Here is a 22,957-nt window from a genome sequence, read left to right as displayed (position 1 = left end):
TCTTATGACCATGAAAAAAAATATAATCGCATTTCTAACAATAAGTACGTTATTCACGAGTATTTCATGCAGTGATGATTTTGTTGATAGAAAACCTCCTTATGCAATCGACTCAGAGAATTATTTCAATTCAAAGGAAGACTATGAGAAAGCATTAATTGGAGCTTATGACCTGCTGCATGCCACGTATGTAAACGTAATGCTTGGAGAAATCGCTTCAGACAATACACTAGCTGGTGGTGGTAGTGCTACCGACGTTGTTGGTTTTCAACAAATCGACGACATGATCCACACGCCTGTAAATGCCAACTTGAAAAACATCTGGGACTGGATGTTTGCTGGTGTTGGACGTTGCAACTACATCCTTGAATTCAAAGACAAAACTGATTTTGAAGGAAAAGAACACATAATCGCTCAAACACGTTTCCTAAGAGCTTACTATCATTTTGAATTGGTAAAATGGTTCGGTGGAATTCCTTTGACGGGAGATGTTCGTTTCAAAGTAGGAGATGAACTAACGGTTCCTCGTGCCTCAGTTGAAGAAGTTTATGCTGTAATCGAGTCTGATTTGATTTATGCCATTCAAAATCTTTCAACCGAAGCGCAACCAAAAGGAAGAGTAACCGTAGGTGCTGCTCAGGCATTGTTAGGTAAAGCCTATTTGTACCAAAAGAAATATGCTCAAGCAGCAACAACACTCGACTTGGTAATAGGTTCAGGAACTTACGACCTTGTTCAAAACTACAGTACAATTTTTGAAAACAATAACGAAAACAATATTGAATCGGTTTTTGAAGTTCAATATACCGATGCCCAAGGTGCATCTTTTGATTGCTTGCAATGTTCTGAAGGAAATGTAGCAGTAGGTTTCAACGGACCAAGAACTTATTCTGGACCAATGTTTGATTCTGGATACAGCTTTAATGTTCCTACCGCAGAAGCATACGCAGCTTTTGAAAATGGAGACAACAGAAGAGATATTGCTATCTTAAACATGGTAACATGGGCAGCCGAAACAGGTGCTACTTATGGTGTAGGCCATGAACACACTGGTTTCTTCAACAGAAAATACATTCCGCGTCAAGGTGATTTGAATCTTGGTGATGACAAACTGACCAATCCTAACAATTACCGTTCTATCCGTTATGCAGATGTCCTTTTAATGGCCGCTGAAGCTTACAGTGCAGGTGGAATTGATGATGTTAAGGCTAGGCTATACCTTAATACAGTGATAGAACGTGCATTTGGAAACACAAGCCACAATGTTACAGCTTCTGGCCCTGGATTAACCGATTTGATTCTGAAAGAAAGAAGATTGGAGCTTGTAGGCGAAGGACACCGTTTCTTTGACCTAGTTAGAACTGGAAAAGCGGCCGGAACAATTCCTGGATTTGTAGCTGGAAAGCACGAATTATTCCCAATACCTTTCGAAGAAATTGGATTTTCTAATGGAAATTGGGCACAAAACCCTCAATATTAATACCTGATTTAATATGAAAAATTTAAAATATATTGTTAGTTTATTTTTCCTTGCAATCTTGATAGGTTGTACGGGAGATGATGATGTTACCAACCTAGATGGTATTGAAGCTCCAAAAAATATTTCGGCACTTTTTACAATCAAACAGGATAATTCCGGAAAAGTGACGATTCGTCCTAATGGTGAAGGATTAACTTCCTATGAAATTCATTTTGGAGATAGTACTCCTGAGCCAGTAACAATTGGCGCCGGACAAACCTACGAACACACTTATGCAGAGGGTGTTTACACGGTGAAAATTTACGGAATAGGTATAAACGGTGCAAAGACAGAGTTTACACAGCAATTAACCGTTTCGTTCTTGCAACCTACAGGTCTTGATGTAACCATCACACCGGGAGCAAGCCGTTCAGTTACTGTAAAAGCTGAGGCACAGTTGGAAACCTTCTTCCAAGTTTATTTTGGAGAAGATCCTAACCAAACCCCTGTAGAATTTATGGAAGGTGAAACGGTTACTCATACTTATGCGCAATCTGGAACTTACGAAGTAAAAGTGGTCGCTCTTAGTGGTGGTGCCGCTACAGCGGAATACACAGAAACCATTACGGTATTCGATTTAGGTCCTGCTCCAGATCCAACTTTGCTGGGCGAAGATGTTATCTCTCTTTTTAGTGGAGCATATAATAATGTACCTGTTGATACATGGAAAACAGACTGGTCAAGTGCTACTCTGGAAGATCTTGAAATTAGTGGAAATGCTACAAAAAAATATTCTAATTTAAACTTTGTAGGTATCGAAACCGTTTCTTCTATGATAGATGCTACTCAAATGACGCATTTCCATACAGATATCTGGTCAGACAATCTAACAGAATTCAAAATAAAACTGGTAGATTTTGGACCTAACGCTGCTTACGGTGGCGGCGATGATAAAGAGCATGAAATTGTAATTTCAAATCCAGCTCAAGAGCAATGGGTTAGTATCGATCTTCCTCTAAGCGCTTTCACTGGACTTACAACTCGTGGTCATATAGCACAGCTTATATATGCAGGATCACCTTCAGGAACTGCTAGTGTCTATATCGATAACGTTTATTTCTATAAGCAGAGTGCTACTCCTACAGTTGCGGCTCCTACCCCAACACTGCCTGCATCACAAGTTATTTCAATGTTCAGTAATGCTTATACAAACGTTGCAGTCGATACTTGGAAAACATCTTGGTCAAGTGCGGCTCTAGAGGATCTTCAAATTGCTGGAAACGATGTTAAGAAATATACAACCTTAAACTTCGTAGGTATCGAAGCTACTGGTGCAAATATGATTGACGCAACCGCAATGACTCATTTCCATACTGATATTTGGACAGCTAATGCTACAACTTTCAAAATTAAGTTGGTCGATTTAGGTCCAAATGGAGTTTACGACGGTGTTGGTGCTGGTGATGATAAAGAGCACGAAATAGTGATTACCTCTCCTGCTCAAAATACATGGTTGAGTTTGGATATTCCTTTAAGTGATTTTACCAATCTAACAACAAGAGGCCATATTTCACAACTTATCTATGCTGCAGTTCCAGCTGGTTCAGCAACGGTATATGTAGACAATGTTTATTTCCATAATTAATAAATAAAAAAATATGAAAAAATATATCAAGAATATAGCAATAGTACTCACCGTATTATTCGCTTTTTCAAGTTGCCATGAGGACGATAATAAATTTGGAGACATCAATTCTCCAAGTGGCATCGAAGTCGAAGCGGTAATCCTAGGAGTTTCGGATGAATTTCCTGACGGAGATGGTTCTGGTAAAGTAGATTTTGTAGCGAAAGCCAAAAATGCAACCAACTTTAAATACATCTTTAGCGACGGGACAGAAATCAATTCTCCTAGCGGCAGAATCAATAAAACCTTTACACAAGAAGGTGTGGTAACATACACTGTTACCGTTCTAGCAACAGGAACTGCTGGTGTGAGCTCTAGTATGAGTTTTGATATCAACGTTTTTAGTAACTTTAAAGATCAAGAAGCCGTTGATTTCTTAACTGGTGGAGGTTCAAAAAAATGGTATTTCGCTGCTAACGAAGTTGGGCATCTAGGTGTAGGTCCTAACAACGATAATACAGGAGAGAATGCATCGCCTATATGGTATAGCGCTCAACCATTTGAAAAAGCTGGAAATCCTGAAACCGCTTGTATCTATGATAACGAGCTTACATTTTCATTAGATGCAGATGGTAATTTAAAATTTGAACTAAACAATCAAGGAAACACATTCTATAATGCCGCATTCCATAGTTTTGGATCAAGCGATTTGTGTTTACCTCTCAATACTTCTGGATTAAAATCAGTATTCTTGAGTCCATCCGAATCTATCCTTACTCCTGAGCAAAGCCGTAAAACTGCTATGACTTTTTCAGATTCTGGATTTATGGGCTACTATATTGGTCAATCTACCTATGAAATACTGGAAATTACAGAAAACCGTATGGTTGTTCGCGCTGTAATGGGTAACGATCCAGCCCTAGCTTGGTATCACATCTTTACTACTACAAAACCGGTTCAAGGTGGCGGTGGTCCAGATGAATCATTCGATGAACTGGTTTGGGCAGATGAATTTGATGTGCCGGGAGCTCCAAATCCTGCTAACTGGGGCTATGACCTTGGTGCTGGTGGATGGGGTAATGGCGAGTTACAATACTACCGTGACAACGCCGAAAACGTAAAAGTAGAAGGTGGTTTCTTGAAAATCACAGCTAAGAAACAAACCTTCAGCGGTTCTCCTTACACTTCTGCAAGAATCAAAACCCAAGGAAAACAAAATTTCACCTATGGTAAAGTAGAAGCGCGTATCAAACTCCCAGAAGGAGTTGGTACTTGGCCGGCATTTTGGATGCTTGGTTCTAATTTCGAACAAATCAGCTGGCCTGGTTGTGGCGAAATCGACATCATGGAACACAAAGGCTACCAGCCAGGTATCATCCACGGAACTCTACACTACCCTGGCTTTTCAGGTGGTGGAGGTCCAACTCAATCAACAACGGTTAGCAATGTATCAAGTGAATTCCATAATTATTCAGTGGTATGGTCGGCTACAACAATCAAGTTTTATGTAGACGATACCTTGTTCCATACGTTCAACAACAACGGAACAACTCCTTTCAACAATGATTTCTTCATCATCCTAAACGTAGCGATGGGTGGCGGTTTCGGAGGACCAGTTGATCCAAACTTTATGCAATCAACTATGGAAGTTGATTACGTGAGAGTATACCAATAATACCAAAAACAGTTCAAAAAGAGGAGGCTGGTCTTCTAGCCTCCTTGTTTTTGAAATCCATTAATACTAAACAAAACAATGAAAAAAAGGTTCCTATATACGTCCGTTGCAGTAACGGCACTTGCCTTATTTTGTCCAAACATATCCACCGCACAAAAGAAATCCAAAGCAACTGTAAAGCGCAATCCGGTCGAACAGAGAGTGGATTCCATTTTAAAGCTCATGACTTTGGAAGAAAAAGTGGGCCAGATGAATCAATACAATGGTTTTTGGGAAGTTACAGGTCCTGCGCCAAAAGACGGACAGGCTGCACAAAAATACGAGCACCTCAAAAAAGGATGGGTCGGTTCTATGCTCAATGTTGTAGGCGTAAAAGATGTAAGAGCCTTGCAGAAAATTGCCGTAGAGGAAACCCGACTCGGGATTCCGCTTATCTTCGGTTATGACGTTATTCATGGGTACCAAACCATAAGCCCAGTTCCACTAGCCGAAGCCGCCAGTTGGGATTTGGAAGCCATCAAGAAATCAGCCGAAATGGCCGCCGAAGAAGCTTCCTCTGTTGGTCTAAACTGGACCTTTGCCCCTATGCTCGACATCTCGCGTGATGCCCGTTGGGGACGTGTGATGGAAGGTGCCGGCGAAGATCCCTTTCTTGGTAGCAAGATTGGTGTGGCAAGAGTGCAAGGTTTTCAGGGTGATTTTTCAACTTCAAAAAATATTCTGGCTTGCGCCAAACATTTCCTAGGCTATGGCTTTGCCGAAGCGGGACGTGATTACAATACAGTAGATGTCAGTACAAACACCCTTCACAATGTCCTCATTCCTCCTTTCAAGGCGGCTTTGGATGCCGGAGTCCGAACCTTCATGAACTCCTTCAATGAAGTAGATGGTATTCCAGCAACGGGAAACAAATACCTGCAAAGGGACTTGCTTAAGGGCGAATGGAATTTCACAGGCTTCATGGTATCCGATTGGGGTTCTATGGGCGAAATGATTGCACACGGTTACGCCAAAGACAATAAGCACGCCGCCGAAATTGCTGCCAATGCAGGCTCTGATATGGACATGGAATCCTATGTATATATCGAGCACCTGGCAAATTTAGTCAAGGAAGGAAAAGTAAAACAACAAGTGATTGACGATGCGGCAAGAAGAATCCTAAGAGTGAAATTTGAGTTGGGATTGTTTGACAATCCATATAAATTCTGCGACGAAAAAAGAGAAAAAGCAACCCTTGGCAATGCCGCCATGCACACAGCTGCCTTGGATATGGCAAAGAAATCAATAGTATTGCTAAAGAACCAGAACGATTTGCTTCCGCTAAAGAAATCCGGACAGAAAATCGCTGTTATCGGTGCCTTGGCAAACGATAAAAGCAGTCCGCTTGGCGGATGGAGAGGTGCTTCCAAAGACGGTAGCGCCGTATCGGTAATGGAAGGGCTTCAAAAATACAAAGGCAACCAATTGACCTACGAAAAAGGTGCCGATGTCTATTACGGAACTCCCGTATTTGGATTGGAAGTAAAAATAAACACGACCGACAAAAGCGGATTCGACAAAGCCATTCAAGCGGCCAAGAATGCCGATGTAGTCGTAATGGTATTGGGTGAAGTTGGTTTCCAATCAGGAGAAGGACGCAGCCGTGCCAACATCGATCTTCCGGGTGTACAGCAGGAACTTTTGGAAGCCGTTTATCAAACAAATCCAAACATCGTTTTGGTTCTAAACAACGGTCGTCCTTTGGCACTTCCGTGGGCAGACGCAAACATCCCAGCAATTGTGGAAGCTTGGCAATTAGGTACTGAAAGCGGTAACGCCATCGCGCAAGTGCTGTATGGCGATTACAATCCAAGTGGAAAATTGCCTATGACCTTCCCAAGAAGCGTTGGGCAGTTGCCTATCTATTACAACCAAAAAACTACTGGTCGTCCGGTAGAAAACGGAGAAGATAGCGTATTCTGGTCGCATTATACCGACGAAGAAAACACACCCCTCTACCCTTTCGGATACGGTTTGAGCTATTCTAAATTTGAATATTCAGATTTGAAAGTAAGCAGTCCCTCTTTTTCATCTAACGGAAAAATCACCGTTTCAGTTAACGTGAAAAACACCAGCAAGGTAGATGGTAAAGAAGTCGTTCAAATGTATTTGAAGGACCTTATCGGAAGCGTAACCCGACCAATGAAAGAACTGAAAGGTTTCGAGATGGTTTCGCTCAAGGCAAATGAAACAAAGACCGTAACCTTCACTATTGACAGCAAACTGATTGAGTTCTACACTGCCAATAACAAATGGGAAGCAGAACCGGGAGACTTTAAAGTATTCATCGGAGGAAGCTCTGATGCAAAGCTGGAAGGAAATTTTGAATACAAAGGTTAAACACAAATTTCACAGATTTCCACAGATTAGAATCCTTTAAATCCGTGTAATCTGTGGCAAAAAAAAAATACAATGAAGAAAATTTTAGTCCTTTTGATTATCACCAATTTTAGTTTCGCCCAACAAAAGCGAAAACTAGTCTGGGAAGAAAACTTTGATGGCAAAACGCTAAACGAAAAAGTCTGGAACATCGAACTGGGTGACGGTTGCCCAAACTGCGGTTGGGGAAATGCCGAACGCCAACTCTATACCAAAGACAACCATAAATTGGTAGACGGAAAATTAGTCATTACCGCAAAAAAGGAAGGCGATAAGTATTCCTCTACAAGAATTACCACCAAGGCAAAAAAGGAATTCAAATACGGCCGTATCGAAGCCAAGGCAAAACTGCCTGTTGGTCACGGCATCTGGCCTGCGTTCTGGATGCTAGGGTCGAATATTGATAAAGTGGGATGGCCAAAATGCGGCGAAATCGACATTCTGGAATACGTAGGTCGTGAGCCCGATATGGTCTTCACGTCGCTTCATACAAAGGACAGCCACGGTAACACCATCAACACAAAGAAGACAAAATTTGAAGACATCGAGGAAGGCTACCACGTTTTTGCAGTAGATTGGACCAAAGAAAAAATGGATTTCTTTGTAGATGGGAAATTGGTCTATACCTTCAACCCAGAAAGCAGAACCGAAGAAGTTTGGCCGTTCGATCAGCCGTTCTACATCCTAGTAAACATGGCCATCGGAGGTAACTTTGGAGGTCCGGAGGTAGACGACAAGATCTTTCCGCAAGAATTCATCATCGATTATATTAGAGTGTACGAATAAAGTTTGAGTTTAGTTAATTTTCATTTTCGTAGGAGGCATAGAGTAGCGATATTCTATGCCTTTTTTATTTTACAAGAAATAGGTGGCAGTTCTGTAAACATCATACAATTACCTATTATTCAAAATGTTGATTAAAAAAAACACTAAGAAAAGTCAAAAACTTCCAACATAAAATGAGAGTTCGCATTTTGTCTACATGGTCATGCACAATTTAAAAGATGTCCAGATGAATATGCAGATATTTGGAAGAAATGCCCATTCTCTTCAAAATCTCTCTTAAATGAATTGTAGTATTTATTCAACCTTCGGATAAACAACTACTTTCTTTTTGAAGATGCTTTTTTTTGCTTTTTACATTAGTAACGATGTTGGAATAAATGTTTTGTGTATATTCGGGTGTTATTTGACAAGTTAAGAGAGCAAATTCAGTTCTTTTCATAAACAATAACACCTTTAAATCATTGACATGAATTTTTATAACTACATATTTTATAGTATATATAAACCTATTGAAAAAGTAAATAAGTTAAGCCCTGAAATTCCAGCAGTAATTTTTTTATCAGTATTACAGTTTGTGAATATTTATTCCGTTATTCTTGTACTCAATCTCCTGCCAAATACTATAGAATTAAATTGGTTTTATATAGCGCTAGCACTTATACTCCTCTTTAATTATTTTTATTTTTTAAGAAACGAAAAATGGGAAAAAATTATAAATTATTACGCAACTAGAAAAAATAATAAAATACTGGATTTTCTAGTTTTTGTTTATCCCTTTCTATCTTTTTACATCGTTTTTAAATTACTAGAATTCAACGATACAACGATATTTATATTTCTCACCATTCTTCTCATTATAGAATTATACCACTATTTTGATTTAGATAAGATATAAGATAGCCAATAAACTTAAATCATCTGAAAAGAAGGAATCTCTCCCTCAAACAAAAATCTACCCCATTCCCTTCAAAACCTCCTTCAAATCAATCGCATCTTGAAAGAAATCCTTCCATAAATCGCCCTTGTCCTTCAAGCGTTTGGTGATGCTTTTGAGGTTGAATTTCTTGAGGTTCAGGCGACCGTTTACTTCGCTCCACTCCAGCGGAACACTAATGGTAGCGCCTTCCCTCGGACGCAAGGAATAGATACACGCCATCGTTTTTCCCTTGCCGTTTTGCAGAAAATCCAGATAGACCTTTCCTTTTCGTTTGGCAGGCATGCGTTCGAGACTTGTTATTTTGGGCAAATCCCGATGTACCATCTGGCTCACCAAATGCGAGAACTCTCGGGTTTGCTTATAGGTATATTTCGGCTTGACCGGAATAAAGATGTGCAGGCCATTGCCTCCCGAAGTCTTGATGTAAGCAGGAACCTTGAGCAGGTCGAGGATTTCTTTTACCTTGAGTGCCGTGGACACTACGTTTTTCATCGGGGCATCCTTCGGGTCGATGTCAAAAATAATATAGTCGGGATTATTGAGCGAACCCACCCTACTGCTCCACGGATTGAGCTCGATGCACCCCCAATTGGCCAGAAACAGCAACGTATCCTTGTTCTGACACAGCAGATATTCAATAGGTTCCTCCTTCGAATCTGACTTTATCTTTCGGGTCTTGATCCATTTTGGCACCTTTCCCGCCACATCCTTTTGGAAAAAACCTTCGCTCTTGATGCCGTCCGGAGTTCGCCGAAGCGATTGTGGTCGGTCCTTTAAATACGGCAGGATATAATCGGCAACGGCATCATAATAGTTGATGACATCGCCTTTTGTAATTTTCAAATCAGGCCAAAAGGCCTTATCCAGATTGGTAAATTCTACCTTGTCACTTCCTGATTTTTCACTAGGCTTTGAAGCTGTAGGGGTAGATTTTGTTTTGCCTTTAGTGGAGGCTTCGACTTCAACATTCGCTTTTTCGATGGTTACTTCCGTTGCTTTCTTATCCTCACGCAAACCCAGATACACCGGATGGCGCATGCTCCCTGTTTCAGTAAATTCCGAAAACTTGATTTGCGCCACCAATTCGGGCTTGACCCAATGGATTCCCGACATTTTTGGGGGATTGACAAAAGCTGGGGTCTTGCGTTCCAATCGGTTGAGTTTCTTTCGCAACTCTTCCAAAATCACTTCGGTAAAACCCGTACCTACTTTTCCTGAATAGTGAAATGCATCGTCCTTATAATAACCGCAAAGCAAAGCGCCTAGTCCCTTCCTTCCCCCTTGAGGGTCGGTAAAACCACCAATGACCATCTCCTGCTGTTGGTCGGTTTTGATTTTCAGCCAGTCTTTGGTGCGCTTGTCATGGTGGTATTTTGAGGTGGTTTTTTTAGCGATGATGCCTTCTCCACCTTTCTTTTTTGCCTCTTCAAAAGACTTTATCCCCTTGCCTTCCTTGTGTTCCGAATAGATAATGTTTTTGTGTTTGGGAAGAAGCGCCTTGAGTATCTTTTTACGGTGCAGCAATTCGAGCTGCCGCAAATCAAACCCTGCAAAATACAAGATATCAAACACATAAAACTTTAATTTCCCCTTGTCGGGAAAGTCGTCAAGATGTTGCAACCATTGAAAATTGCTCTTTCCCTTGCTGTCTTCTACGACCACTTCGCCATCTAAAATCATATCCTTGCTGATTGATTTCAATGCCTCCACAATGGCTGGATATTTCGAATTGAACGAGATGCCATTTCTGGAGATAAGTTGTACTTCATCGTCTTCAATCTGAGCCAATGCACGATAACCGTCGTATTTGGTTTCGAAAATCCACTCTTCATCATCAAAAGCTTCATCTGCAAGCGTGGCCAATTGTGGTCGCCAATCGTATGGAAATTTGGATAATTTGACGGCATCTTCCAAATCGGAAGCCGTAAATGCTGTTGTTGTCGTTTCGGTTTTCGATTTCGTGGTAGTATTTCCGGTTGTTTTTGAAGACGTTCTTTTGGAAATGGTTTTGTCGTCGCCGGGCCTTTTGGTTTCGCCCCACACCGCATCGGTCTTTTCAATGCCTTTAAAATCCAAACCCGACAAAACGGAATTGGGTTCGTATTCCTTCTGGTTCGCATGATCGTCCTTTGCCTTCATCAAGAGCCATTGACGGTTTTCACCTTTCATCCGAACAATATGCCAGGAACCTTTCAGCTTTTTGCCTTCGAGCGTAACCTTTATAGAACCTTCATTTAACTGTTTTCTTAACACACGTTTGTCTTCGGCTAAAGTATCAGAACCTTCCGCATGATAGGTACCTATGTCCCAAACCATGACGGTTCCGCCACCGTATTCTCCTTTCGGAATCGTACCTTCAAAATCGATATAATCCATCGGATGGTCTTCGGTTTGCACAGCCAATCTTCTATCCGAAGGATTGGACGAAGGACCTTTTGGAACCGCCCAACTTACCAGAACACCATCAATTTCCAAACGGAAATCATAATGCAAACGGGAAGCGGCGTGCTTTTGAACTACAAAGCGTAAGTTGTCCTTGGAACTTTTCTTGACTCCTTTAGGTTCTTTTGTCTTGCTGAAATCGCGCTTCTCGTTGTATTTTTCAAGTGCCATTATGTGTGTGAATTAGTTCTTAATTGCTTCCAAACTTGCTTTTAATTGTTCCAACAAATCATCGGCAGCCGTTTTAGAGGCTTTGGGTTTTGCCGTTGTTTCCTTAGTAGCAGGCTTTTTGCCTTTAGGTTCTTTGGATTTCTTTTTGATGAGTTTCAGCAGTTCATCTTTATAGGTATCTTTGTACTTTTCGGGTTCGAACTTCTCCGTCAGTTGGTCGATGATGTTCATCGCCATATCCAGCTCTTTCTTTTCAATCTTGATATTGGTTGGAATTTTTGCTTCCGATGGATCCCTCAAATCCTGATCAAATCGGATTTGAATCAAGAGGATGGCATCGTCTTCCACTTTTAGAATGCCCAAATGTTCAGTGCTTCGCAAGACAAATTTGGCCAAACCCACTTTACCGGACTTCTTTAAGGCCGCTCTCAAAAGGGCATAAGTCTTTGCGGCTGCCTTTTCAGGTTCAACGATATAAGGTTTTTCAAGATATTGCGATGGAATTTCATCTTCCAAGACAAATTCGAAAATATCAATGGTTTGGGTTTTCTCGGGCATCGCTTTTGCAAAATCTTCCTTGTCGAGAATCACATAATCGCCGTCTTCCTTTCGGTATCCTTTTGCAATATCTTCCCAAGGCACTTCTTTACCATCCTTCTTGCAGACACGTACAAATTGAATCGCACATTGATCCTTCTTACGAATCATATCCAAATCGATACGATGCGTAACGGATCCACTGAACAATCGTACTGGAATGTTTACGAGTCCGAAACTAATACCGCCTCTCCATAATGCTTTCATAATAGTTGATTTTAAATAGAAAATTAGAATTATTCTCTTGCAATTAATTACAGTATTTCGGAATAATATTTTAATATAAATCTTGAAAATTGTCTATTCTATAATTATTTAAATTTTAAGAATAACTTATGTCGATTATAAATCACACAATTAAAAAACTCATTAACTTTGTTTAGAGCCCCATCACCAAAACCACTAAAAAGAATATTTTATGAGCAATACCCAAAATACTTTCGAGGAAAAACTCAATCACCTATTTATAGCAGAAGATCAAATCCCACAACAACATCGCATAGAAGAACTGCATCAAAAACGCTACCTCAGCAATGGCGAGATGAAAAAATGGAATGGTCCAGTTCATGAAGTCTTCTCACCCGTTTATATCAAAACTTCCGAAGGATTACATCCAAAATTGATAGGTAGTTATCCTATTGGAACAGAAAAAGAAGCCCAAGAATCCCTTGACGCCGCTGTTGAAGCCTATAATGATGGTCGAGGCGAATGGCCTACGATGCCTGTTTCGGAAAGAATCAAACACGTAGAGCTTTTTACCAAGAAAATGATTGCTAAGAAAGAAGCCGTTGTAAAACTGATCATGTGGGAAATTGGTAAATCTCATGGTGACTCGATTAAAGAATTTGATAGGACTGTTGAATATATTTATGCCACCATCGATGCCTTAAAAGATATCGATCGGGATTCGTCCGGATTTCAAATTGTGGAAGGGATTGCGGCACAGGTGCGTCGTTCGCCTCTTGGAGTTGTCTTGTGTATGGGCCCATTTAATTATCCGTTAAACGAAACCTTTACTACTCTTATTCCCGCATTAATCATGGGAAATACCATTCTTTTCAAACCACCAAAATTTGGAACCCTGTTGCATTATCCATTGCAGCAAGCCTTTCAGGAAGCTTTCCCTAAAGGTGTTATTAACGTGATTTATGGTCGTGGAAATGTGATCATACCAGGCTTAATGCAATCTGGAAAAATAAACGTTTTGACTTTAATCGGGTCGAGTCGTGTAGCTAATGAACTCAAAAAACAACATCCAAAAGTAAACCAGCTTCGTGCTGTTTTAGGTTTGGATGCCAAAAACGCTTCTATCATTACTCAAAACGCCGACTTGGATTTGGCGGTTAAAGAAACCTTAACCGGCTCGTTATCCTTTAACGGACAACGCTGTACGGCTTTGAAAATAGTATTTGTTCAAAAATCTATTGCTGATGCTTTTATAGAGAAGTTCAACAAAGCCGTTTCCGAATTGAAATTTGGTTTACCTTGGGAAGAAGGAGTCAACTTGACACCTTTACCTGAGCCTTATAAAATTGATTATCTAAACGAATGTATCGCCGATGCAGAGAAATACGGTGCAAAAGTGGTTAATGATAATGGTGCTAAAACTAATGCTTCTTTCTTCTACCCTGCCGTAGTTTATCCGGTTAATAAAGATATGAAATTGTACTATGAAGAACAATTTGGCCCCATTGTTCCGATAGTTCCTTTTGATGATTTGGAGGAAACCATTCAATACCTTATTAATTCTACACACGGGCAACAAGTTAGTATCTTTAGCAACAACTCTGATGAAGTCGCTTGGATGATTGATCCTTTGGTAAATCTTGTGAGCCGTGTTAACGTCAACAGCCAATCGCAACGTGGTCCAGATGTTTTACCTTTTACAGGAAGAAAAGACAGCGCAGAAGGAACTTTATCCGTTACGGATGCGATACGCTCGTTTTCAATCCGTTCTTTGGTGGCTTTTAAGATGAATGACAGCAATAATCTGCTCGTTAATGAAATTATCGACTCTGGAAAATCAAACTTCTTGAGTACTAAATTTATATTTTAAATGGATGAAGAGCAACTTATTAAAATTCGTATCAATAGTCCGAAAGTGGAGATAATTGTTCTAAAAAATGGATAGTGCGTTTTGGAGGTTTTACAAAGATATTGCTGTAATAAATATTCCTGCATCGTTAGTATTTCTGTTATTTTTTAGTTTAACTTGGGCACTCGTTATTTTTTGTTCGTTCGGGATTGGGTTAGGATTACTGTTCTTTAAAAATTTCAAAAACTATGAATATTACCTTTATTACAATCTTGGTTACACCAAGAAAAAGTTGGTTTTGAAGATTCTAATTGTGAATCTCATTATTGCTGTTCCAATTTTACTTTTGCTAAAATGAATTCACTTGAAATAAATAATCTTAGCAAATCTTTTCGAAGCAAATTGGTCTTGAATAATGTTTCCTTGAAATGTGAAACGGGTGAAGTTGTGGGCGTTTTTGGAAGGAACGGTTCTGGAAAATCTACTTTACTCAAGTTGATTTTCGGAATATTAAAGGCCGATAATATTGAAATTAGAATCAACTCTGAAATTATACCGCCTAAAGATATAATTCCATCAGGTAAAATAGCCTATCTGCCACAAGAACCATTTTTGCCGAAAGGCATAAAAGTACGTGAAGCTATTCCTTTGTTTTATCAGAATGATGAGCAAGACAAAATATTTTATGCTCCCGGCGTTGCTAAATTTGAAAATACGTTAGTGGGAAAATTATCTATGGGAGAATTGCGGTATTTAGAAATATTGCTTATTGGGAAATTAAATCATCAATTTCTGATGCTCGACGAACCTTTTTCTATGGTTGAACCATTAATAAAGGAAATGCTGAAGGAATTACTATCTCAATTACAGAAAACCAAAGGGATTTTGCTTACCGACCACTATTACCATGATGTATTAGACACAACCAATCGAAATCTTCTAGTCAAAGATGCGGGTATTTTCAATATTCAATCCGAAGCAGACTTGAAACGATTCGAATATCTTAAGTAGTATTTCATTTTTAAATACTTGTCAAATAAGCATTGAGCGAAATATCTTCGGGAAGACCTAGTTTTTGAATAATCCTTTCCTTTCTTTTTCGGCAGGCTTCAAGAGTAATATTTAGCATCGAAGCAATTTCTTTTGAAGTCAGGTCCATATATACATAGGCTATAAAACGGATGTCATTTGGCGTCAGCTCTGGATGTTTTGCTTTTAATTTCTTTAGGAAACCATGGTTAACTTCTTCAAAATGAAGGATAAAATCGTCCCAATCGTTATCGGTCTTAATGTGGTTTTTAAGAGCCTTGATGTGATTGATCAGCAACTTATTCCCTGAAAGCTGTGGAATATCAGTAAGAGAATTCAAAATTTGCTCCAAAATCTCGTCCCTTCCTGAAGTATACAGCGCCTTGGAAGATATCTTTTGGTTCTTGAGTTCAATTTCTTTCATCAACCGCTCCTGCTCCAGCAATGCAATTTCTTCCTTACGCTTGGAAAGAAGGTTGTCGTCAATCTCTTTCTGAAGCTTCAATTCAACAATTTCCTGATTGTGCTGTGCGATTACTTTCAGCTGTTTGTTTTTGATGCGCTGTTGCCTGAACACAAATATTAGAAACAGGATTGCAATGACTCCAATTACAACTATGCTGTAAAAAAACTTACGTTCGGAAACGATTTTGCTGTCCTTTTGCGCAATTTCTCTTTCATAATTCTGTATCTGGAATTTAACTTCATTGGTCTTAAAAAGCTGATTGTTTTTTATTTCATACAACTTGCTATCGGTAGAATTTATCGAGTCCTTGTATTGAATTGCCAACTTGAAATCTTTCTTCTCAAAATAAATTTCCGACATCAGTTGAAGGATTTCTTTCTTTATTTCGAGATTGGGTTTATCGGCTAGAGCCTTAAAAGCATAAGCCAAAGCCTGCTCCAAATCATGCTCCTTAAAATAGGATTTTGCAATAACGATATGAAGATGGACAACATTTTCCGGATATTGCTCGCTATTGATGGTACTGAGTAAATGCAACGCATCTTTTCTGGCCTTTTGCGTAAAGCCCGAAAGCAAATCGTTTTTTACTAAAATTATAGAAGCAAAATCTCTAACATCCTTGGCATTTTTAAGATATACCAAAGATTGCTTCAAATAAACTCTTGCTTGGGATAATTCTTTCCTATCATTGGCCAATTCCGCCAAATTGATATAACTATAGCCTGTTTTTACAGAGTCTTTAAGTTTTAATGACAATGCCAACGCCTGCTTTAGATAACTTTCGGATTTGTCGTATTTCTTCTCACTGGTATAAATGATGGCAATATTATTCAAGATGACAAACTCATAGCTCGGATCGAGATGCTTGACGGCAATTTCGTGGCTTTTAAGATAATACGAAAGTGCCTCGCCATAATCGAGCATCATATAATAGTTTCCTCCTATATTTTGAATAGAGGAAAACATCTGTTCATACCATAGATTTTTCTCGGCTATTGCCCTCGCTTCGGTTAAAACTTCCAATGATTTAACATGGTCCTTTTTCCATAAAAAACGAAGACCTTCCTTAATGAGCGAATCGCAATGTTTTTTGGGGTCCACCGTTGCAAAACACGAATAGGACATCACCAAAAAGGCGAGGATGTAAAATGATTTAAAGAAATTTTTGCTTGGAGTCATTTTACAAATTTAATGCATAGATTTATTTAATACAATCTTGACTTGAAGATGATTTGTATGCTTTATAACTTACTTTTAATGCAAATTCTTTACACTTTCCTGTTTCGCTACAGCGGCAAAATCACGAACCAATCGATCGGCATAATTGTCCAACAGTTCCAACACTTTTTCTTTTTTATCAGAATTTACAATCAAACCTGCGTGGTATTCCAAAGGGACCCTGAAGCAAACCTCTTCATCTGAAAACGAAGACAAATCTGGATTTTCGTATTTGGATAAGGTCAGTACAATTCCTGCATAATTCTTCTTTGGTTTTGGAAGTTTATAAGTGGTTTCTCTGATCAAAGAATCTTCTATTTTAGCCCATTCTCTCCAAAGATTGATTCCCGAAGCGGCTTCGACCATTTCGGCCAAATGTGCTCCTCCTACTCTTGAAGAAGTTTCCAAGAAATAGATTTTTCCATCTTCCTTACATTTTATAAACTCTGTATGAGTGGCTCCGTGTTTCATTCCGAAAGCTTTCATAACAGCTTCATTTTGCTTTTTGATGGCTTTGTCATCGGCAGAATTGTATTCGATATTGGCACTTCTGAAAATGCCTCCGCCTTGCGAAATCTCCATTGGTGTTGCCAAATAGCGTGAGGTGATGCTGAACAACACTTTTCCTTCCAAATTCAATCCATCACAATGATAGACATCGCCGGGTTTGAATTGTTCTACTAAATATTTGAAGCGGTTATTGCCCATTTCGTTGATGTGGATCCACAAACTTTCCTTGTCGTGCACTTTGATAATCCCGGATGCAGAAGCTTCTGAGCGAGGTTTCAAAACCCACGGAGGTGAAACCGTATCGGCAAAATTATTGATTTCATGGTCGTTGAAAAGTGGTGCAAAGGCAGGAATTGGAATCCCAAAACTCTTGGCACGCATTCTCATAGCCAATTTATCACGGAAATAACGACCCGTTGTTTGTCCCATTCCGTCAATGCGAAGATTTTCACGCAAGTAAGTCGCTTTTTCAACATCAAAATCATCCAAAGCTACGATGGCATCAATCTTATGGTTTTTCATCAGATTTCCGACACCCAGCAACAAATGCTCCAGATTCCAGTCGGTATCTTGTCCTTCCATATAAAATATCTCATCGATATGTTCGTGAGGCCAAGGTTTACCGCGCAATTTTTCCGAAGTCACCAAAAAGACCGTATTTCCGAGCTTTTTTAAATTGATTAAAAAATCAGCTCCCTTGAAATAGTTTGAAACGCAAACGAATGTTTTAGTAGAATTTTCCATAGCTTAAAGATTTTCAATAAATTTAGTTAGTAAATGAACCCCATAGGCGGTTGCATGCTTGGTCTTTGCAAACTCGTCGTCCCCAAAAGCTACTCCTGCGACATCCAAATGTGCCCAGGCTTTATGTTCGTCGGTAAAATATTCTAAAAATTTGGCGGCACTGATGGCTCCCGCAATCGGTTTTCCGCTGTAGTTTCGCACATCGGCAATCTCGCTTTCAATATCTGATTTGTAACTGTCCCAAAGTGGCAACTGCCACAAACGCTCACCGATTGCATCGCCAGATTGTTGCAGTTTTTGAGAAATGTCATTGTTGTTGGTGAACAAAGCACCACATTCATATCCAAAAGTCGCCACACTGCTTCCTGTTAAAGTTGCAATATCCACAATAATTTCGGGTTTATAATTTTTGATAAGATACGACAATCCATCGGCAAGAATCAATCTTCCTTCGGCATCTGTATCAATGATTTCGATTGAAGAACCATGGTAACTTTTGATGACATCGCTTGGCAAAAACGATTTGCTATCGACTGAATTCTCGCAACAAGGAACAATTGCACTAACTTTTACAGGCAATTTCAAGTCAGCAATCAATCGCATTGCTCCGAAAACAGCTCCACCACCCGCCATATCGCATTTCATGTGCACCATTCCAGCGGTTTTGATGTTCAAACCACCCGTGTCGAAAGTAATTCCTTTTCCAACAAAACCTACGTGCTTTGTTTTGGCATCGGTTTTTTCAGGAACATATTCCATGATGATGAACTGTGGCTCCTTGTCGCTTCCCTTTCCTACCGATAGAAAAGCTTCGAGGCCTTTCTCTTTACAGGCTTCTGCTCCAAGAACTTCTACTTTAAATCCAAATTGATTTCCGTTTTCAGTGGCCCAATCTGCTAAATATTTTGGAGTAACTAAATTTGGTGGTAAATCGACCAAATTATATGTTTCCAATTGTGCTTTTGCAATTTTAATCGCTTTTTGGGCAGTTTCCGTAAAATCTTTTTTTGAAGATAAACCTAATTCAAAACCTTCCGCTAAAAATGGATGTGTTTCCTTCTTTTTGAAATGCCCCAAGCTGTATGTTCCAAGCATCAAGCCTGAAATACTTGCTTCAACCTGTTCATTTGTAAATTGTTCGGGCAAAGCCAAAACGACTTCTTTTCCAAAAACATCTTTATGCTTGGAAGCAATTCGCCTGAAAATTATTTTTAAGGATTTATAATCAAGCTCTTTTCCAAGACCGATGAAAACGTGGGTACAATCGTATTTTTCAACCAAATAATGGGTGTCTTTTTTTCCGTAGAACACTTTTGAAGCTACCGATACACCGTGAAATTCAATTGGCACAAGGCTTTTCGCATTGGTTTCAAAAACCGGAATCAAGATAGTTCCTGAATATTTTTCTAAATCTTTAATGTTTTTTGTCTGCATTTAATTGTCTTTAGTATTAAAAAATAACCATTCTATTGCCTTTGGAAATTCATCACTCCAGTAACTTTCAGTGTGCTTTCCTTCGCTATTGATGCTTAATTTTATCTTCATTTTATCTGAAGCAAATTCGCTATTGAGCATCTTTTTCTTGAATTGCTTGACGTGTTCAATCATTGTGGCGCTTTCGTCGCCTCCGGCATACAAATAAATCTTGGTGTCCTGGTCTTCATCGTCAAAATCATTGTTGATGTTCATCTTTGGAACCACCCAAAGAGAAGGCGAAAAAATCATCAGTTTTCCATATACTTCCGGATACATCAATCCACTGAAAATACTCACCAATCCGCCCATTGAGCTTCCTCCGATTCCAGTAAATTCCCGCTGTGGCTTTGTCCTGAAATTTGCATCCACAAAAGGTTTCAAAGTATCGGTTACAAAGCGAATGTATTGCTTTCCTTGTCCTGAACCCAAAACGGTTTTCCCAACATTGTATTCTTTTATCCTGTCTTTTTCGGCGTGTTCGATTGCGATTACGATGATTTTCCCAATCTTGTATTCGGCCATAACGGCCAATTTCTTGTCGATTTCCCAATTGCCAAATTCAGCTTTTTCATTAAAAAGATTTTGTGCATCTTGCAAATATAAAACCGGATAACTTTCACTTGAAAGGTCGTAATCATGGGGCAACAATGCCCAAATCTTGCGGGTTTTATTGAGTTGCGGAATTTCAAATTCCTCAGAAATCAATTTTACTTGTGGCAAAAAATCCGGCTTGAACGGAAGCCAATTCTTCCTCCATTTTGCTACGTGTTCTTTTCGCACGCCTGAATTTTGCTTGCAGGAACGGTTTTCGGTCCTGTTGCCGTATTTATCAATTTCCACCTCGCTCCAATCGCCTTTGGTAAATTTGTAAAGCAACTCATTCGGATAATCAAAATCATAAGGAAACTTGAAGTGGTACAAGCCCTCTCCTATCTTTTCCATCCTGTATTCCTTGTCCTGAGTCCGCCATTCGTTGAAATTTCCAGAAATATAAACGGGTCTGAAATCGTCTTCATCGGTCGTAAGTATGATATTTAATTGTGGTTCGGTTATGTCGTTTTCTATCTCGTTCAAAACAGTATCGGTGGAATTCATAAAATGCAAAAAAACTATAATTATCTTTATTGAAAAGTAAATATAGCTTTTTGATTATTGAAATAAAAGAAAGTTTTAGCAGAAAAAATTAGAATTAAGGATTTTGAAGAAAAGCCTTGAATTTTCTACTTAAAATTGTATTATGATTATCGAAACTCGAAAATTATCCAACTTAAAGCATTCCGTTGTACTTTCTGATGAACCATTCTGAAGCCAATGAAACGGCAATCAAAATCAGTAATAAAATACTATCGATTAAAGGGATTTTCTTGGTGATTTCCTTTTGTATAGCTTTGTAATCCTCATTTTCAAGAAGATTTTTGATTAGAGCATCCAATTGATTTGGCATAAAAGTCTTGCCACTGGTTTGCGTCGCCAATTGATTTAATTTGGCTACATCTGGATTTACAAACTGCTGTTCGATATCAAAATCCAGAATTTCGAAATAACCGCTGTAGGTGTTTTTCGATGTCAATTCCTTTACTGTAAAATTATATTGTCCGGCTGGAAGTCCGTCGAGATTGACTTTATACGAATTATTTCCCTTCAGCAAATCGTAATTCTTGGTTTGTTTCGTCTGTTTATTGGTTAATGAAATCGTCAGACGTGCTTTTTCATCAAACTCATAATTCTTGTTGAAATATTGGGCCGTAATTTCAATCGCATCACCCGAATTATAAAAACTTTCGTGGTTGACAATCAATGATTTTTTTGAATTATTAGAAGCTAAAAATTGAATCGTCTTATCGATAAACACATCAAATTTTTCGAATGATTCACTGTCGATTCGGCTTTGCAAACGCCATTTCCAAATGTTTTCTCCCAATAAAAAAGCAGTTCGTTTTCCTTGATTTTCGGCGAAAGCCAACAACGGCATTTTGGTTTGAATATTTCGGATTCTAGAAGAAAGCAACACATTTACATTCTCATTTGCCACAACTGTTCCGTAGGCATTTTGCAAAGGTGGAAGGTTTTCAAAACCGATATTATCAATCGCAAAGAGATTGAACTGCGAATCGAATTCTGACAGATAATCTTCTGTTTGCGAACTCATCTTGAACGTCAGGCTCTTTTGTTGTTGGTTAAGGAAATTGAAATCGGTATTATTTCCGGTTATGATAAAAGTATTCAGGCCAACATTTTTGTTCGTCTCAAAAATCGATTTGAATTCGGCTGTTGGTTGGTACAAAATCAAGACGTTATAATCTTGCAACGATTGAATATCTTTTGGCTTGACCAAGGTTACATTCCGTTGCAGATTGGTTTCTATCGAACGTTTCAAAGCACCAACATCGGGATGATTAATGGCTGAAACTATTGTAATTTCCGACTTCTGGTCGATTACTTCTACTGCAAAATTCTTGATATTATTGTACGTATTTTTTTCCGTCTCTTTTGAAGTTATCGAGGCCTTGAAAACCTGAAGACCAACATTATTCGCTGGAAGCAATACATTAATCACTGCTGATTTTTTTGAAGGCGAAAACGTAACGCTTTGTTTGTTGAGTACTGAATTTCCTTGCGAAATACTAAAATCGGCAGTGATGCTTTTGGTTCCTGAATAGTTTAAAAATACTTCTACAGGAAATTTATTCTTATGGAAGGCATATTTATTGACATTCAACTGATTGATTTTCAAATCAAGGAAAGTCGTAGTATCTCCCAAAATCAAAGGATAGACTTTGTTATTGGCATCAAAACTATACACATAATCGTTTCCTGTGGTTTGATTTCCATCCGAAATCAATACCGTAGGATAACCTTTATTCTTGTTGATACTTTTTAGGTTCTTTGCAACTGCTTCAAAATTCGATTGGCTTCCTTTGAAATTGAATTGTTCCGAAAGTTCAAAATCATTGTCAAATTGATAGGATTGGATATCGAATTTCTCCTGTAAATCGGCGTTTGAAGTCAGCTTTTTGTAAACTTCCAAGGCTGTTTCGTTTGCTTTTAAATTCGCAATTGAACTTGAATTGTCCATTACAATTGGTAATGGTGTTTTTTCTGTTTCGTAAGTGTTCTTGGTGATTTTTGGATTGATCAACAACAATAAAATTCCGAAAATCGAGATGAAACGCAAAAAAGCCAAAAGCAAAGTTACTTTTGACTTGCTTTTGGCTTTGTAAAAATATTGGTAAAACGACAAACCTCCTGCTATTAGTACTGAAAGTAAGATTAATAGTATGGTGATTGATGTCATTTTTTTGTTTTAATCTAATATTACGTCAACATCCCTCCGTCAACATTCATAACTTGTCCTGTAACGTAGGCACTC

Annotated in this window: 14 protein-coding genes; 7 read left to right on the top strand and 7 right to left on the bottom strand. The window is 38.9% G+C overall.

What is annotated here, in order from left to right:
- Nucleotides 1–10: 10 nt before the first annotated feature.
- The 5 genes from ACI6PS_RS00070 (at nt 11) to ACI6PS_RS00050 (ending at nt 7,962) form a co-directional block, all read left to right on the top strand.
- On the top strand, nt 11–1,480 hold the full coding sequence (locus ACI6PS_RS00070) for a RagB/SusD family nutrient uptake outer membrane protein (protein WP_421010496.1): 1,470 nt from the start codon (nt 11–13) through the stop codon (nt 1,478–1,480).
- Between the two features lie 13 nt (nt 1,481–1,493).
- The gene (locus tag ACI6PS_RS00065) at nt 1,494–3,104 is read left to right on the top strand and encodes a hypothetical protein (protein WP_421010495.1); all 1,611 of its coding nucleotides are present in this window, start codon (nt 1,494–1,496) and stop codon (nt 3,102–3,104) included.
- A gap of 13 nt (nt 3,105–3,117) precedes the next feature.
- Entirely contained in the window at nt 3,118–4,758 is a 1,641-nt protein-coding gene (locus ACI6PS_RS00060) for a glycoside hydrolase family 16 protein (RefSeq protein ID WP_421010494.1), read from the top strand.
- Nucleotides 4,759–4,836: 78 nt separating this feature from the next.
- Nucleotides 4,837–7,137: a beta-glucosidase BglX gene (bglX, locus tag ACI6PS_RS00055; RefSeq protein ID WP_421010493.1), complete on the top strand. Its 2,301-nt coding sequence runs from the start codon at nt 4,837–4,839 to the stop codon at nt 7,135–7,137.
- A 72-nt stretch (nt 7,138–7,209) separates the two neighbouring features.
- A complete protein-coding gene (locus ACI6PS_RS00050; RefSeq protein WP_421010492.1) occupies nt 7,210–7,962 on the top strand; it encodes a glycoside hydrolase family 16 protein in 753 nt (250 codons plus the stop codon).
- Nucleotides 7,963–8,914: 952 nt separating this feature from the next.
- On the opposite strand, the gene ligD is transcribed toward ACI6PS_RS00050, so the two are convergent.
- Together ligD and ACI6PS_RS00040 are read right to left on the bottom strand one after the other, a co-directional pair.
- The gene (gene ligD / locus ACI6PS_RS00045) at nt 8,915–11,512 is read right to left on the bottom strand and encodes a DNA ligase D (RefSeq protein WP_421010491.1); all 2,598 of its coding nucleotides are present in this window, start codon (nt 11,510–11,512) and stop codon (nt 8,915–8,917) included.
- A gap of 12 nt (nt 11,513–11,524) precedes the next feature.
- Nucleotides 11,525–12,316 carry a Ku protein gene (locus ACI6PS_RS00040; RefSeq protein ID WP_421010490.1) on the bottom strand — a complete coding sequence of 264 codons (792 nt, stop codon included), beginning with the start codon at nt 12,314–12,316 and terminating at the stop codon, nt 11,525–11,527.
- 211 nt (nt 12,317–12,527) lie between these two features.
- Between ACI6PS_RS00040 and ACI6PS_RS00035 the strand changes: the two genes are divergently transcribed.
- Both ACI6PS_RS00035 and ACI6PS_RS00030 read left to right on the top strand, forming a co-directional pair.
- Nucleotides 12,528–14,165, top strand: coding sequence for an NADP-dependent glyceraldehyde-3-phosphate dehydrogenase (locus ACI6PS_RS00035; protein ID WP_421010489.1), 1,638 nt, complete (start codon nt 12,528–12,530; stop codon nt 14,163–14,165).
- 333 nt (nt 14,166–14,498) lie between these two features.
- Entirely contained in the window at nt 14,499–15,155 is a 657-nt protein-coding gene (locus ACI6PS_RS00030) for an ATP-binding cassette domain-containing protein (protein WP_421010488.1), read from the top strand.
- Between the two features lie 10 nt (nt 15,156–15,165).
- On the opposite strand, the gene ACI6PS_RS00025 is transcribed toward ACI6PS_RS00030, so the two are convergent.
- The 5 genes from ACI6PS_RS00025 to ACI6PS_RS00005 all read right to left on the bottom strand — a co-directional run bounded on the left by ACI6PS_RS00025 (nt 15,166) and on the right by ACI6PS_RS00005 (nt 22,882).
- Complete coding sequence (locus ACI6PS_RS00025; RefSeq protein WP_421010487.1) at nt 15,166–16,818, bottom strand: tetratricopeptide repeat protein; 1,653 nt, start codon at nt 16,816–16,818, stop codon at nt 15,166–15,168.
- A gap of 75 nt (nt 16,819–16,893) precedes the next feature.
- The gene (locus tag ACI6PS_RS00020; RefSeq protein ID WP_421010486.1) at nt 16,894–18,111 is read right to left on the bottom strand and encodes an ATP-grasp domain-containing protein; all 1,218 of its coding nucleotides are present in this window, start codon (nt 18,109–18,111) and stop codon (nt 16,894–16,896) included.
- A 3-nt stretch (nt 18,112–18,114) separates the two neighbouring features.
- Nucleotides 18,115–19,545, bottom strand: a complete 1,431-nt coding sequence (locus tag ACI6PS_RS00015; protein ID WP_421010485.1) for a leucyl aminopeptidase family protein — start codon at nt 19,543–19,545, stop codon at nt 18,115–18,117.
- Nucleotides 19,546–20,682 (bottom strand): alpha/beta hydrolase, encoded by a 1,137-nt coding sequence (locus ACI6PS_RS00010; protein WP_421010484.1) that lies wholly within the window; start codon nt 20,680–20,682, stop codon nt 19,546–19,548.
- 172 nt (nt 20,683–20,854) lie between these two features.
- Nucleotides 20,855–22,882 (bottom strand): hypothetical protein, encoded by a 2,028-nt coding sequence (locus tag ACI6PS_RS00005; RefSeq protein WP_421010483.1) that lies wholly within the window; start codon nt 22,880–22,882, stop codon nt 20,855–20,857.
- Between the last annotated feature and the right edge of the window lie 75 nt (nt 22,883–22,957).

It is taken from the genome of Flavobacterium sp. PLA-1-15, from assembly GCF_049060005.1.
Classification (GTDB): domain Bacteria; phylum Bacteroidota; class Bacteroidia; order Flavobacteriales; family Flavobacteriaceae; genus Flavobacterium.
Note: the sequence above shows the minus strand (reverse complement) of the source record. Positions and strands in the feature narration are given on the sequence as shown.